Raw genomic sequence first — 16,434 nt, 5'->3', positions numbered from 1 at the left:
TCTAAACTAAACTGTTTAGTTTGCCCCTGGCCGCAGCTTCCGTAACACTACCCCTTATTAAAAATATTTTGAGTATTTTAACTGATTGACAAAAGGCGCTTTATCCTAACCTATCACCGATGTTTTAGGTCTACTGAAATTAGCACGATGACCCCGATTATCTCTATCTTTAGATAGATAGACTCAAAGTACTTTTTTTTATTCCATAAATATAGGGTTACTTTACGGCAAAGAAACTAAGACTTGCTGTTTATTGTCTACAAGGGCTAAGTTGAGTTTATGTATCAACGGGTAGTTGTCAAGTTTTTTCTCCTGAACTTTGCCTCAAGTAACAAGAGCTAACTCTATACCAAAGCAAGTTTCAAGTTTTTTTTGAATACTTTGTACAGGGTACAAATTGCCAAAGATGCTTGCGTAGCGAACTTGAGGTGTTGACCCCCACTTTTTTAGCTGACCTACAGATATAGCAATAGTTATGGAGCTTATATGGGTATTAAAGCTAGAGTCCTTAATTTACAAGTGAAAGCCAGGCAAAACCATTTGTTTTCTTGTATATATGGTTGAGTGTACTTTTCAAAAAAAACTCTTAGCTCGACTTTATCCATTTTCTAGCAATGTGATCGCTAAGGCTGAAACCTATGTGGGTTGACAGTTTTACTTTTTCGATTTCAGCGTGAATTAGTGACATGGAAAAAGTTGTTGCTCTTATTGCTATGGTTTTTGTCCTATAAGGCACTTGCCCTGAAAAAAGATACCAGCCGTCACATCCAGATCCCTCGCCGCACAACGAATAAACTCAAAACACGGCTGGTATCTTTTTTTTGCGCTCTCCCCTAAGGAGAACCAAGTTCTTAATTTTGGATAAAGTCGAGCTTAGGGGATAGAGAGCTTCGTTCAGTAAGGCCTTTCCAAGTAATAAAATGTCCCGCCCTCGCGTTGCGCCTGGGAGCGCAACGCCTACCAGTCCTTGGGTTGAGCCGAAATATATTTGATAGGGCGGGACATTTTATTTTCTGGAGATCCCTAAAACTTTACCATTCACACTAAGTTATGGATATTAAAACAGTAGGTGTTGTAGGAGCTGGTGTTATGGGAATAGGCGTATCACAAAGTCTAGCCCAAAACAGTCATCAAGTAATTCTTCTGGACATTTCAGAAAAGGTTTTGGAACATGCAAGACAAGAAATAAAGAACAACATACGATTTCAAAACTTCTTTACAAAAAACGAAAAAGGAGATAAATCTGAAAAGATTATTAGTAGAATTACTTTTTCTACGAACTATCATTTACTAGCAGATGCAGAATTTATCATAGAAAACGCTACAGAAAAATGGCTCATCAAAAAAGAGATTTATGAGAAGATAGACACTATTTGCCCAAAGGATACAGTATTTGCGGCTAATACATCTGCTATACCTATTACTCGTATTGCCTCAGCTACACAACGCCCCGCCCAGATCATTGGAATGCATTTTATGAATCCTGTACCTCTGAAACCTGTAGTTGAAACAATTCGAGGTTATCATACTTCTGAAGCAACCATTCAAATTGCTAAAAAACTACTAGCTCAGATGGGTAAAGAATGTATTTTAGTCAATGATTCTCCAGGTTTTGTATCTAATCGGGTTTTGATGTTAACTATTAATGAAGCTGTCTTTCTTCTTCAAGACCAAGTAGCTACAGCAGAAGAAATAGATAGAATCTTTAAAACGTGTTTTGGTCATAAGATGGGACCATTAGAAACTGCTGATTTGATCGGCTTGGATACTATTCTCTTTTCAATTGAAATTTTGTATGAAAGTTTCAATGATAGTAAATATAGACCATCTCCTCTACTCAAAAAAATGGTAGATGCCGGCTTATATGGTCGTAAAAATGGTCAAGGTTTCTACACCTATAATACTTGATTTTGTCATTGAATTTTCTACCAATTTTTTGACATCTATCACATTAAAACTATTGAACTAACTCATCATGGAAGACATCAAGTTAAAAATCAGACAATTTATTGCTCAGTACTCTGGTGATTATGATCTGCAAGACGATGACAATATTTTTTCTCTTAGTTTTGTCAACTCAATGTTTGCTATACAACTAGTTCTCTTTATCGAGAAAGAGTTTCAATTTACTGTAGAGAATGAAGACTTGGAGTTTGATAACTTCAAAAGCATAAATTCTATTTACAATTTATTGCAGAAAAAAATGGTTATATCTGTACAGACTTAAATATTTTGTCATTCTCAACAAAGCCAAAAACACGGGTTTTTCAACGAAAATATTAAAGCTTTTCTAATGGATTAGTAAAAAATCCAGTTTTTGACTTAGGTATAGGATGTCAATTTATAGCAAAGACAGAAGGTTTACAATACCTTCTTTGTCTCTCTAAAGCTCTAAGCAAGGCGAGTAATGCTCAACAATACATATTTAGTGTCACAATGCATATAGAATTAACTCCTCAGCAAAAAGACAGTAAAATTACATTCCGAAAATTTGTGGATGAAGAAATTATTCCTTATGCTGATAAAGCTGATAGAGAAGAACACACTCCAAAAATTTTAATTGATAAGTTAGCTCAGCAAGGTTATCTAAGTGCTATTTTGCCTAAAAATAATTTTGGCATTGGTATGGATATGATTACCTATGGAATGTTAAATGAAGAGATAGGAAGAGGATGTTCTTCATTACGAAGTCTGCTGACTGTTCATTCTATGGTTTCCCATGCTATTGTCAAATGGGGCAGTAAGTTACAAAAAGAATATTGGATTCCAAAATTAGCATCTGGTGAAGCTATTGGTGCTTTTTGCTTAAGTGAACCTAATGTTGGTAGTGATGCCAATAAAGTAGAAACTACAGCAAAATTTGCAGGAGATTGTTATCTATTAAATGGCAAAAAAAAATGGATTACCTACGGTCAAATTGCTGAGATATTTTTAATTTTTGCTAAATGTGAAGGTCAATCCACTGCTTTTATAGTTGAGAGGGATACGCCAGGATTGTCGGTTAAACCGATTGTAGGTATCTTAGGAACTAGAGCCTCAATGTTAGCAGAATTAAATTTAGAGAATTGCAAGATATCAAAGAACAATATTGTTGGTAAACAAGGCTTTGGTTTTTCTCATGTAGCTTCTCTAGCATTAGATTATGGCAGATATAGTGTAGCTTGGGGTAGTGTGGGTATTGCCCAAGCTTGTTTAGAAGCTTGCGTTCAATATACAAATCAAAGAAAGCAGTTTGATGCTTATCTTAAAAGTCACGCGTTAATACGGCAAATGATCACAGAAATGCTAACTAATGTAAAAGCGGCTAGGCTCTTGTGTTATCAAGCTGGTTATCTAAAAGATGTAAGTAATCCAAGATCAATTATGGAAACTTCAATTGCTAAATACTTTGCTTCTATAATAGCCAATAAAGCAGCAAATGATGCTGTACAAATTCATGGTGGTAATGGTTGTAGTAGTGACTACTCTGTTCAAAGATATTTTCGAGACGCTAAAGTTATGGAAATTATTGAAGGCAGTACTCAGATGCAACAAATTACTATTGCTGATTATGCTTATCAAGAAAATTTATCTAACGCCTGTGTATTTTCTTAATTTAATTAAGTAAGAGAGGTTTGAAATTATGAACATTGCCACTTATCAACTAGGAAAAAACCAAAAATCTATTCAAAAATCAATTAAGTGTGTAATTTGGGATCTTGATAATACCATATGGAATGGTATCTTACTAGAAGATGAATGCGTTCAGTTAAAAGAAAATATAATTGATATTATTAAAACTTTAGATATTAGAGGTATTTTGCAATCTATTGCTAGTAAAAATGAATATACTAAAGCAATGGAAAAACTTGAAGAGCTAGGATTAAAAGAATATTTTTTGTATCCGCATATAAATTGGAATTCTAAGGTTTATTCTATTGAAGAAATTGCTAAAGCAATCAATATCGGCATAGATACAGTAGCTTTCATAGATGATCAGCAATTTGAACTAGAAGACGTTAAATTTTCACTTCCTAAAGTTTTGTGTATTAATGCAGCTAATATAAATCAAATGCTAGAGATGCCAGAAATGCATCCTATGTTTATCACAGAAGATTCCAAAAATAGAAGACTGATGTATTTCAGTGAAATTAAACGTAAAAAGTATGAAGAAGAGTTTGTAGGTTCTAAAGAAGAATTTTTGGCAACCCTAAATATGCACATGACAATTTCTTCTGCTAAAGAAGACGATTTACAAAGAGCAGAGGAATTAACATTACGTACTAATCAATTGAATACAACTGGATATACCTATTCCTATGAAGAACTTAATCAATTTAGACTATTGGATAATTACAAACTACTGATTGCTAGTTTAGATGATAAGTATGGTAGTTATGGCAAAATTGGACTATCACTTATAGAATGTCAAGAAAGTTTATGGACTATCAAACTACTACTAATGTCCTGTCGTGTTATGTCTAGGGGTGTAGGTGGGATTATGCTCAACCATATTATACGTATGGCTAAAAATCAAAATGTTAACTTACAAGCTGAATTCCTTTCTAATGAGCGTAATCGTTTTATGTATATGACATATAAATTTAGTAATTTTCAAGAATTTAGTAACTATAATGATAATGATGTAATTATTTTTCAGCATAAATCTCAAAACATACCTAGTTTCCCTAATTATGTAAAAATAGAAATATTAGATTAAGTACTAAAATTATGTAGAAAAGATCCTCATTCTCAATCAGGTAATAGTGGTCATTCAAAATACAAATAGTACAACATACATGAATAACACAAAATCTCTTTTGACTGATTCTTGTGAGTCTTATAATCAATCACATTTATTGTTGTTATCTGCCAAAACTGAATTTATATTAGATAAATTAAGTGATAACGTAGCAAAATTTATCAAAGAAAATTCTCAGATTAACATTGCTGATTTAGCTTATAGTCTACAAACAAATCAGCAAGAGTTTGATTATCGTCGGATGTTGGTATGTAGAGATATAAAAGATGCAATCCATCTATTAACAAATAGAGACTCTGAGCGTGTATTTAGTCAGAGTACTCAAGGCTCTCCTAACACTGTAGTTTTCATGTTTCCTGGGTTAGGAGAACAATATATTAACATGGCTCAACAGCTTTATCAATTTGAGCCAACCTTTCGTCAGCATATCATTCATTGTTCAGAAATACTGAAACCTCTTTTGGGCGTGGATGTGCGGGAAATACTTTATCCAAAAGGAACAAAAATTGAGCCAAATTCACAGGCAAACAGTTTAATTGCAGATATATCTTCTACTTTCAATTTGCGGCAAATGCTACGCCGAACTCAAGTAGAGGTAGACACAAATGCTCAAAAGCTGAATCAAACAGATATTGCTCAACCAGCACTGTTTGTCATTGAGTATGCACTAGCTCAAATGTGGATGGTATGGGGTGTCAAGCCTCAAATGCTCATTGGTTACAGCTTAGGTGAATATGTTGCAGCTTGTTTAGCTGGTGTTTTATCTCTTGAGGATGCTTTGACTTTAGTTGTCAAAAGAAGTCAACTTATTCAGTCATTACCCACTGGGGCGATGCTGGCAGTAGCCCTCTCAGAATTAGAAATCCAGCCAATACTTACAGAGGGTATTTACCTCTCTGCTCTCAATGGTCCTACATTGTCTGTCATTGCAGGTTCTGTAGAAGCGGTGGCAAAGTTAGAACAGCAGCTAATAAGTGATGGAATAGCTTGTAGGCAGATTCAGACTAGTCATGCTTTTCACTCACCTACTATGGAGGAAATTTTAGAACCTTTTATTGAGTTGGTTAAAACCTTTAACCTTAAATCTCCTAAAATTCCGTACATATCTAATGTTACAGGTAAGTGGATTACAGCAGAAGAAGCGACAGATCCTAATTACTGGGGGCAGCATTTATGTCAACCAGTACGTTTTGCTGATGGTCTTGAAACTCTATTGGAAGTCCCTGGACATATTCTTTTAGAGGTTGGGCCAGGTCAAACGCTAGGTAGTATAACTCTACAACATCCAGCAAATACCAAAATCAATCAACCTTTAGTACTCTCTTCATTACCAAATTATTACAGTAATCAGTCAGAATTTGCTTTTGTACTTAATACACTAGGTAAACTTTGGTTGACAGGGCTATCAATCAATTGGTTTGATTTTTATAATCAGCAGCATTGTCGTACACTTGCTCTACCTGCTGATTTATTTGAAGCTCAACAAAAAGAGGTAGAACCTAAGCAAGAAGAATCATCGTCTGATAGGTTATTTTTAAAGGAGCAAGATTTTTCCGAAGTAACACAACATGAACGTCTACGCTTAAATTTACAAAATTCCTATGTTGCACCTAGAAATAATATAGAACGGAAAATAGTTGAAATTTGGCAACAGATTTTTAATTTAAAGCAAATAGGGGTTTATGATAACTTCTTTAATTTGGGTGGACATTCTTTAATAGCTATTCAAATGATTAATAAAATAAGGCAAAACCTTAAATTAGAAATTTCTTTGGGTACTATTTTTACAAATTTAAATGTGGCTGATTTAGCTACTTTTGTTGCAAAGGAATTATTAATAGAGAACAACACTTCGCAGCAGGAGGATTTAGAGGCTTTATCTGCTATTTCTCATCAGATAGATACTGATAAACAAGTTGTCAACTGGTTAAATTATAAGCTAATAAATGGTCTGGAAATTTTTCACCAAAATAAAGCTGAAACAGAACATTTTTATGAAGATATCTATGAAAATAGAGTTTATGCCAAGAATGGTATTACATTCAATCCAGGAGATTATATTTTTGACGTAGGTGCCAATATTGGTTTATTTACACTTTTTGCTGATCAAGAATGTGATAATGCAACAATATATACTTTTGAGCCTTCGCCTCCTACTTTTAACATTTTAAAAGCTAATACATCAAAGTGTAGGGGTAATATAAAGCTTTTTAACTGTGGTTTATCTAATGTAGATAAGACAATCACACTGACCTTTTATCCTAACAGCTCTGGCATGTCATCCTTTTATCCCAATGAGGAAGAAGAAAAGCAAGTTTTAAAAGCAATTATCCTAAATAAAAAGCAAGCAGGAATGCTTGAAATGGAACAGGTTTTGCAATATACAGATGAACTTTTAGAGGAACGATTTAAAAGTCAAAGCTTTAATTGTTCGGTAAGAACTATTTCTGGAATCATTGAGGAAAATAATGTTAAACGTATAGATATGCTTAAGATTGATGTACAAAAAAGTGAATTTGATGTGCTTTTAGGAATCAATGAGCATGATTGGCCAAAAATTAGACAAATTGTGATTGAAGTACATGATGAATCAAATCGTTTAGCTCAAGTAAATTTTTTATTGAAAGCTAAGGGATATGATGTCCTGATAGAACAAGATAATTTATATGCAGCTACAAATATCCACAACGTTTATGCTGTTCGTAATTTGATGATGTAGGAATTGTTGGATATAGTGATATGTTGCATCATTTGTAAAATCCCGATTTAATAAGGGTTTTGAAATATGTATTTTCATAAATAAGTGACAGGAGAGATGAATGTATAAAATTTTAAAAAAACTTTATATTTGGAATTTATTAGTGATTTCTGCTGCAACCAGTTCTGAGTTAGATACAACGACTAAAAAAATAATTGAATGCTTAAAGCAATCTACTGATGATGGCTTAGATAAGATTACTGACAACTCCTTGAGTCAAGGAGATCCCAAATATCGCCGAATGATTGTTTTTAATGATCGTAATAGTGCAATAAATGCCTTGGAGAATTTGGATAACAAGCATGTATTTACTAGTTTTCAAGAAGTTAAGAAAAGATTTATTGTTTTTATGTTTCCTGGTCAAGGTTCACAATACATCAACATGGGTTTGGAACTTTATCAAATCGAGAAAACATTCAGAGAACAAGTTGATATATGCTCAGAATTCTTAAAAGCTCATTTGGAAGTTGATATTCGCCAAATAATATACCCTAATCAAAATCAGCTTAAAGAAGCTATTCAAAAACTCAAGCAAACTTTAATTGCACAATGTGCCCTGTTCACAATAGAGTATTCCTTGGCTAGGTTATGGGAACAATGGGGTATACATCCTCAAGCAATGATAGGTCATAGTATTGGTGAATACGTTGCTGCCTGCCTGGCTGAAGTTTTTTCTTTAGAGGATGCGCTAAAGTTGGTAGCTACTCGTGGTCAACTCATGCAAAAGCTTCCTGGTGGTACTATGCTTGCTGTCCAGCTTTCAGAAAAGGAAGTTTTACCATTTTTAGGAGACCAACTTTCTTTGGCTTCAATCAATGGTCCAAATCTATGTGTGATTTCTGGCCCTAAGAATAGGTTAGAGGAATTAGATAACCAATTAAGCGATAAAGGAGTCGTTTGTCTGTGTTTAGATACCTCCCATGCTCCTCACTCATCCGAAATGGATTCTATCTTAAGCCCATTCACAAGTCATGTAGAAACAATAACTCTCAAGCCACCGCATATACCTTATATCTCTAATGTCAGTGGTACTTGGATTAGTGCAACACAACTTACAGATTCTAACTATTGGGCTAGACATATGCGCCAAACTGTACGCTTTTCACAAGGCTTAGAAGAAATTTTTCAACAGCCAAATCCGATTTTGCTAGAAGTTGGACCCGGACGCACTTTAAGTGCTATAGCAACGCAACATCCAAAACGTACCTCTGGACATGCCATACTCTCTTCATTACGTCATCCATATGAGAAGGAATCTGATGTTGCATTTCTGCTTAATACTCTCGGTCAGATATGGTTAGAAGGTCTACAGATGGAGTAATTTAAGCTTCATCAATTGAACGAAAGTAAAATTTTTGAACCTTATATAAAAAACTAAATATTTTTGAGTATGAAAATAAACTATAGTGTAATATTAAATATTACAAACTACTCAGATTTTGTAAGGATACCATAATGATTGAAAATGCTGTGCCTATCTCAACTCTTTTTATTGGAATTAATGGTCTTATAGCTTTTTCTTTATCATATATTGCATCAGTTGAACGAACAAAAACAAGAGTTTGGCATGGTGAATCTAAAGAAGATGTAGCTGCACAACCCGATCCATTGGTAAATCCAAATCCTTGGGCATCTTTGGTTGAGCAATCATCTCAGAAATTTTTCAAAGGACAGCCTCAAGATTATGGATTGTTACAACGGAAGATTCGCGCTCATGGTAATTTTGCTGAATATGTACCCCATGCATTACTATTCGTGTTGGTTCTAGAGTTGATGCACGCACAAACTTGGCTTTTATGGTGTCTTGGAAGTTCCCTAAGTGTGGCTCGGATTGCCCACGCATGGGGTTTAATCAAAACCTATGGACCTTCTCCAGGAAGAGCGACCGGATTTTTCTTGACATGGTTTGTATATATTCTTGGGAGTACAGCCTGCATTTATTATGCTGTAATTACTCTATTAAAATAGAACGTAAATTTAGCTCAAGTAGGCTTTTTTCTCGTTGTTTTTTGTCTAAGTCCCGCTAAGAAATTTCTAATTCTAAAGATGTTACTCACCCAAAAAAATAACCATGCTTAAATTGCTTAATCGCATTTCCCAAAAAAATTTACTGAATTGAGGAACAGAAGTGAAACAATTTTTGTATCAAAATTTATTGCCTCTATTCAGTGTATCTGCAATAGCTTTGCAAACATTTACAGTTGCAGCTGCTAAATCGACAACACCCTCCTCTGTAAAGTGCTCCGACACATACTTGCCTGTAGCATTATCACCAAATGAATTGCCACAATACAAAATTTATGGTGAGTTATGCAGTAAGCTGCCGATTGAGGGGCGTACTGTTCAAGTTCTGGTTTCGGGTCTTACATATAACCATAATTATTGGGACTTTCCATATCAACAAAAGCGTTATTCTTATGTGAATGCTATGACGCGAGCTGGTTATGCCACTTTCAATATTGATAGGATAGGACTTGGTAAAAGTTCCCGTCCACCTGTTGACCAGGTAAATTTGCAATCCAACACCTACGTACTAGCTCAAATCAATCAAGCTCTGCGGAATGGATCAATAGAAGGAGTGCGTTTTGATCGGATTATCAATGTGGGACATTCCTTTGGTTCATTGGGTCCAGTTGTTAATGTAGCGAGTCAATATGGTGGTGTTGATGGGATTATTCTCACTGGATTTTTACACAACTTAAACATAGAGTACGCTCAATTTGCGCTGAATTCGTTCTACTCAGCGCAGCTTGATCCAAACTTCAGTGGTCAAAACATACCAGATGATTACTTGACAACCATACCAGAAACAAGAGCAGAACTTTTTTACAATCAGCTAAACGTCGATCCCCAAGTTATCGCATTGGATGAACAACTTAAGGATACAACGACAGGCAGCGAAATATACTCACAGATAGATGCCGTTTTATCTAATACATCAAAAAATATCAAAGTTCCAGTTCTGCTTGTTATTGGACAACAAGATAATCCTTTCTGTACTCAAAATATCTGCGATAGTGCTGAGAGTGTAGCAGCATTTGAAGCACCATATTTTTCACCAGAAGCAAAGTTACAAATATACGTCCTACCAAATGCAGGACATAGTATCAATTTAGAATTAAATGCTCCTTTGTGGTACAAGGTGGCTCGTCAGTGGAGCGATCGCTTTGTAGGTAAAGGTTCGAGATCACCAGATGAACAGTCTGAGACAGAAGAATTTGATGACTCTGAACAGAATAATTGTTTGGTAACATGCGAAGTAAAAAAATAAGAATTTTGTTCAACTACTTATCATCACCAATAGACACATCTGAAAAATACGAAGACCGATCTCTAGCTGATTTTTAATAGCAAACGCTAATAGCAAACTTGACCATTTTATACATAACAATAACGGTTTTGGTTGTTACTATTGATAATAATGTAAGTTCCACATGTAACTTGTCAAAGAGTAACGTTCACAATATCTATATTTTGCGATCGCTGCTCTTATTTATTGCTTGTATTTATTATTCATATAAAAAATATATTTAAAATAAAACTATAAATCGTAAAAATTTTATTAAAAGTTGAAGGAAATTAGTGTAGTATGTAAATAGGAAAAATTAACAAAGTATTAAATTTCATTTTCATAGCCCAAATCAGTAAGAAAAGCATAAGTTTTTCAAATGAAATAGTTCTCTGCTTTTGAACACTTGCCTTTTTCATCTGCAAGTTTCAATCGGTAGACTTTTGTTGATTACTGTACGTTTTAGCAAAGATAGTCATGGAAAAGCTTGGTCTGCTTGGTTTTAGAGAAGTTGATCATTCTGATGATCCTAACTACTATATTAATTACCTGAATAACCTAAACCAAGTTGAATGGTTTCAAGGTTATAAAAATCGAGGCTTTGCTAGATTAAAAATTCAAGAATCCAATCATATTTTGGATGTTGGTTGTGGAGTTGGTAACGATGCCCAGGCGTTAGCCGAGAAAGTTGGTAAATCTGGTCGAGTTGTAGGAATTGATAGTAGTGAAACTATGATCACTGAGGCTCGTAAACGAACTCAAAATTTGGATTTACCATTGGAATTTTATGTAAGTGATGCCCACACTCTTGACTTTCCAAATAATAGTTTTGATGTTTGCCGATCTGACCGAGTGCTGATTTATGTATCGGAACCCGTCAAAATGATCGCAGAGATGGTACGTGTGGCGCGTTCAGGCGCACGTATTGATATCAGCGAACCTGATATGGGAACACTAGTGGTTGATATGCCCCATCGAGAATTGACTCGAAAAATTCTAAATATTAGCTGTGACAATATTCCCAACGGTTGGTTAGCACATCAACTACCTAATATTTTCAAAGATTTGGGGTTAAAGGATATATCTGTTCATCCGGAGACATATATTGTCAAGGACTTCAACATGGCTAGCCATTCTTTTGATTTGGCTAAATCTGCAAACTATGCACGAGAGAAAGAAATCATCTCAGCAGAAGAAGCAGGAGAATGGCTGGCTTACCTAGAGAAAGCCAGTCAGACTGGGTATTTCTTCAGCGCTATCACAGGCTTTTGTGTTTGTGGGTATAAACCTTAACTAATTCTTGAACCTACTTCTTAACTTTGTTTACTAGAACACCGATTCACTAATAAAACACAAGACTGATAAACCCTGTTTTAACGTCTTTTACAACCAAATATTCCTTGTTGTAACCCAACGAAACTTGGTTTTTTCGTCATGATCCCGATTACTGAATCGGTGTTCTAGGGCTACGTGATCAAAACTACTAGCTAGTACAGAACAGCATTAAAAAGTTTCGGGAGAAAATTAAGCTTGCATAGATACAATTTGTGAAGAAAACTAAATGTGCTTCTTAGAACAAGAACGGAAAACACTGGCAAAATTTTTACCTGGACTAGATCAAACCCTAGCAGAAATCCCGCTACTAGAAATGGAGAAGCCCGGTAACCCAGCAATAAAAGAATTTCGTAAACACGGTGGTACAAATATACTGATACCATCACAGTATGGTGGGTTAGGTGCGTCTTTAGTCGAAGCTGTACAAATGCAACGAGCTATCGCTAGCCGTTCTCCCTCGCTTGCAGTTGCTACAACTATGCATCATGGTACAGTTTTAGTTTTGACTGACTTAGCTAGCACTGAGTCTGAACTCAAAGTCATAGAAGATATAGCACAACGCAGACTGTATGTATCTTCTGCTTTTGCAGAAGGGCAAGCAAATGCACATATGTTTGCCATGACCATGAAAGTAACTAAAACTCCTGGTGGTTATAAACTCAGTGGTAGCAAGAAACCATGCAGCTTAACTTACTCAATGGATCTAATCACTTTTGGTATCATGATACCGGGAAGTGTTGAAGGAGAAGAAGAGCTGGCTTTGGCTATATTACCCGCTGACACTCCAGGAATAGAACGGCAAAAATTTTGGGGTAATTGGGTTTTGTCTGGTGCAGAAAGTGATGAAGTCCTTTTTAAGGATGTTTTTCTGCCAGAAGAAAGCCTATATCGGGCAGGCGATCCAAGATATATCAACACAATTCAAGCTAAAGGTCTACTTTGGTTCGAAGTCATAATGTCAGCTGCTTATCTTGGCATTGCTAGTGCTTTGGTAGAACGCGTCATCATGGCTCAGAGGGGTACACCAATTGAGAGAGCATCTCTAGGTATTGATCTTGAAAATTCTATGGCAGCACTCGAGGGATTGGCATACTCAATCATGCTAGATAAATACAGTGAGGAAGAACTGCTAGCAAAGTCGTTGTTTATACGTTTTGCTACACAAGGTGCAATTGAACGCACTACCAAGGCTGCTGTGGAACTATTGGGTGGTATGTCCTTTATCAGTTCACCTGAAGTTTCTTGTTTATTTGCCTCTGCTCATGCGCTCGCATTTCATCCGCCCTCAAGATTTAGTATCTCACCTGCTTTAGATCACTACCTTATGGGAATGGGACTCAACTAATACCATTTAACTCTAGGGCTAATACAAATGATCTGAGGAAACTGAGGAAGTAGGGGAGATGGAGAGAAATAATTATTGGCACTTAGTGCTTTTTCCCTCTGCCCCTCTTGCCTTCACAGAGAAATTTCTTATTTGAACCGTATTAGAACTATACCCCTAGAAGGAAGAGAAACAGCAAAACAAACGCATCTTGATTTTTATAACTAAGATACGAATCACTATAAATCTTGATTGAGGAAAATATAATGATTATTTTTCAGTTCTTTAGATTGTTATATTTGACGGTCTTACACTTGTGCGGTTATTTCTTTTCTATTTTGGGTAGAAAGCAGCAAGAAATAGATGTCATTCGTAGCGAATGGGTTTATAAATATATGCTACGAATGGGTCCCTTATATATTAAAATTGGGCAAATTTTAGCTACTCGCTCAGATTTGATTGGTGAAGAGATTGCTCATCGTTTACGCGAGTTACAAGATAATACCATCCCTTCTAGTTCAGACTATGTCAGGAGTGTATTCTCGAATGAGATAGATCAACCCATCGAGAGTATTTTTGAGCAGTTCAATTTTCAACCTATCGCTAGTGCGTCAATTGCTCAAGTTCACGAAGGAATTTTACACACTGGTCAAAAAGTAGCAGTCAAAATAGTAAAAAATAATGTTAAGCAGCAACTAAAACAAAATTTAGAAATAGTACAAATTATTGTCAAAATTGTACATTTTATGTTGCCTAGTGTTAGACAATTGAACCTACCTGCTAGATTTCAGGAGCTATATATTTTGTTGATTGCTCAAACTGATATGAAACAGGAATCAAGATGTCAACAGGATATATATAATAATTTTAAAAATCATCCCTATGTCCGCATTCCAACTTTAATTCCAGAATTATGTACTTCTAGCATATTGGTTATGGAATTTATAGAAGGAATTAAGGGTCAGAATGCTCATCAAGTAGAGTTACCTGCTCCATTAGTGGCACGACGTTTCCAGGAAGCTATTTGGAGTATGCTTTACTTTGATGGTTATAGCCACGGTGATCCTCATCCTGGCAATATAATCTTTACTAAAGATGGGCAAGTCGTTTTTATAGATTTTGGTATCACAGTCAATCTCAGTGAAGATGAAAAATGGGGATTATCATCTTTCTATTTTGCCTGCAATCGCCAAGAATGGGATTTAGCTGTTGAGCGTTTTACTAAAGATTTTGTAGTTAATAAAGACAATATTTTACGTGAATGGTCACAATATAAGCAGGAAGTTGCAGACGTTTTAAAACTACATTTCGATGTTCGTAAAAATCGTTGGTCAACAATTGCTTACTTTCAAGATATCAACAAAATTCTCAAAAAATACAAAGCGCAATACACAACAACTTTCACCAAAATAGATCTATTACTATTATCATTTGAGGGATTTTTAAACCAAATTGATCCTGATATTGATATTTGGGAGAATGTACGCAAATTTATTGATCGTTTCTCCCCTTATATGAATGCAACAGTTAAGGAGATATTCGATAATTATTTTTCACAGCACAGCCCTCATTCAATAGAACTACGTGACTACGCTCGAAATTATCTCGTTGCACCAACTCACATTGATCGCTATTTTTTTCCTAGTACCTATCCCCTCTTTATTAAAAAAGCGAATGGTTGCAAATTAGAGGATGTAGACGGGAATGAATACTTAGATATTTCTTGTGGTTATGGACCTCATTTTTTAGGTTACGCCCATCCTGCTATTACCACTGCACTTATAGAAGCAGTGCAAATGGGAGGTGTTAACGTTATGGGTAATTTACCAGAGGTTCAATTAGCAGAAACTATTGTAAAAGCTTTCTCAAGTGCAGACAAGGTTATATTTTCCAATTCTGGTACAGAGTCAGTCTTACATGCAATTAGGCTATGTAGAGCTTATCGCAAACGCGATCGCATAGCTAAATTTGAAGGCCACTTCCACGGTTTTTCTGACCAAGGCATGGTAAGTTCATGGTTTCGTTTTACGGGTGAAAAGGATGAACCTCAACCGATGAATGGTACTCAAGGTTGCAATCAAAATGTAGTTCGAGAAACTCTTGTCTTACAATATGGTCACCCCAAAAGCTTAGAACGTCTGCGAAAAGCTGCAGATCAACTTGCCTGTGTAATTTGTGAACCCATGTCTTCTTTGATGGCTACCTATGACACAGAATTTTTACGAGAACTGCGGAATGTTTGCACTCAATTGGGTTTACCACTCATTTTTGATGAAGTAGTTACAGGATTCCGAGTTGCTTACGGAGGAATTCAAACTCTGGCAGGTATTTCTCCTGATTTGACTTGTTTAGGCAAGATTATTGGTGGAGGTCTTCCTTGTGGAGCTGTGGCTGGCAAGGCAGAATTGATTGATATTGCTAAAAGTTCACGAGATCCTTTTGTTGACTACGAAAGCAAAGCTTTTATAGGTGGCACAATGACAGGTAACTCTCTTACCTGTAGTGCTGGTCTGGCTGCTTTAACTTATTTACGGGATCACCCAGAAATTTATACACGGTTAGAGCAGCAAACCAATTGGTTAGCTCAGGAACTGCTGAAGATTGCTCAAAAATACAACATTCAGTTTAAAGTCAAGGCTAATCGGTCTATCTTTTCGCTGTCGTTCACCCATAAAGATATTAAGTTTTATCGAGAAAAACAAGCTGGGAGTAACTTTAAAGCTAATTTAGCCCTTGCATACTACATGCGTAAACATGGCGTGTATATGCCAGAGTTACATACCCTGATGTTGAACGCTAGCCATACACAGCAAGATTTAGAAACTATTTGTCAAGCATTTGAACAAAGTTTGCAAGAGATGATTCAAGATAAATTCTTTGTCATGTAGAAGAAAATAATTCCTGTTATGACCTTAGATTAAACCACTGATAGATTATAACAGTATCTTATTTTGCACTTTGATGACAAACTAAACTGGAAATTTCAT

General features: G+C 35.6%; 11 protein-coding genes. All 11 read left to right on the top strand.

Annotation, left to right across the window (positions count from 1 at the left end):
* Positions 1-1,050: 1,050 nt before the first annotated feature.
* The 11 genes from AC5JMK_RS25230 (at position 1,051) to AC5JMK_RS25180 (ending at position 16,335) form a co-directional block, all read left to right on the top strand.
* Positions 1,051-1,908: a 3-hydroxyacyl-CoA dehydrogenase family protein gene (locus tag AC5JMK_RS25230; RefSeq protein ID WP_495911273.1), complete on the top strand. Its 858-nt coding sequence runs from the start codon at positions 1,051-1,053 to the stop codon at positions 1,906-1,908.
* Positions 1,909-1,975: 67 nt separating this feature from the next.
* Positions 1,976-2,227 (top strand): acyl carrier protein, encoded by a 252-nt coding sequence (locus AC5JMK_RS25225; protein WP_495911272.1) that lies wholly within the window; start codon positions 1,976-1,978, stop codon positions 2,225-2,227.
* Positions 2,228-2,436: 209 nt separating this feature from the next.
* Positions 2,437-3,594, top strand: coding sequence for an acyl-CoA dehydrogenase family protein (locus AC5JMK_RS25220; RefSeq protein ID WP_495911271.1), 1,158 nt, complete (start codon positions 2,437-2,439; stop codon positions 3,592-3,594).
* 28 nt (positions 3,595-3,622) lie between these two features.
* Positions 3,623-4,699, top strand: coding sequence for an HAD-IIIC family phosphatase (locus tag AC5JMK_RS25215; RefSeq protein ID WP_495911270.1), 1,077 nt, complete (start codon positions 3,623-3,625; stop codon positions 4,697-4,699).
* Positions 4,700-4,778: 79 nt separating this feature from the next.
* On the top strand, positions 4,779-7,460 hold the full coding sequence (locus tag AC5JMK_RS25210) for an FkbM family methyltransferase (RefSeq protein WP_495911269.1): 2,682 nt from the start codon (positions 4,779-4,781) through the stop codon (positions 7,458-7,460).
* Positions 7,461-7,560: 100 nt separating this feature from the next.
* Complete coding sequence (locus AC5JMK_RS25205) at positions 7,561-8,820, top strand: acyltransferase domain-containing protein (RefSeq protein WP_495911268.1); 1,260 nt, start codon at positions 7,561-7,563, stop codon at positions 8,818-8,820.
* 134 nt (positions 8,821-8,954) lie between these two features.
* The gene (locus AC5JMK_RS25200; protein ID WP_495911267.1) at positions 8,955-9,467 is read left to right on the top strand and encodes an MAPEG family protein; all 513 of its coding nucleotides are present in this window, start codon (positions 8,955-8,957) and stop codon (positions 9,465-9,467) included.
* Positions 9,468-9,627: 160 nt separating this feature from the next.
* Entirely contained in the window at positions 9,628-10,770 is a 1,143-nt protein-coding gene (locus tag AC5JMK_RS25195) for an alpha/beta hydrolase (RefSeq protein ID WP_495911266.1), read from the top strand.
* A 495-nt stretch (positions 10,771-11,265) separates the two neighbouring features.
* Positions 11,266-12,081 carry a methyltransferase domain-containing protein gene (locus AC5JMK_RS25190; protein ID WP_495911265.1) on the top strand — a complete coding sequence of 272 codons (816 nt, stop codon included), beginning with the start codon at positions 11,266-11,268 and terminating at the stop codon, positions 12,079-12,081.
* Positions 12,082-12,349: 268 nt separating this feature from the next.
* Positions 12,350-13,468, top strand: a complete 1,119-nt coding sequence (locus AC5JMK_RS25185; RefSeq protein WP_495911264.1) for an acyl-CoA dehydrogenase family protein — start codon at positions 12,350-12,352, stop codon at positions 13,466-13,468.
* Positions 13,469-13,713: 245 nt separating this feature from the next.
* A complete protein-coding gene (locus tag AC5JMK_RS25180; protein ID WP_495911263.1) occupies positions 13,714-16,335 on the top strand; it encodes an aminotransferase class III-fold pyridoxal phosphate-dependent enzyme in 2,622 nt (873 codons plus the stop codon).
* Positions 16,336-16,434 lie beyond the last annotated feature (99 nt).

The organism is Pelatocladus sp., from assembly GCF_059505505.1.
The sequence above is the reverse complement of the archived record's forward strand: the minus strand, read 5'-3'. Positions and strand labels throughout refer to the sequence as shown.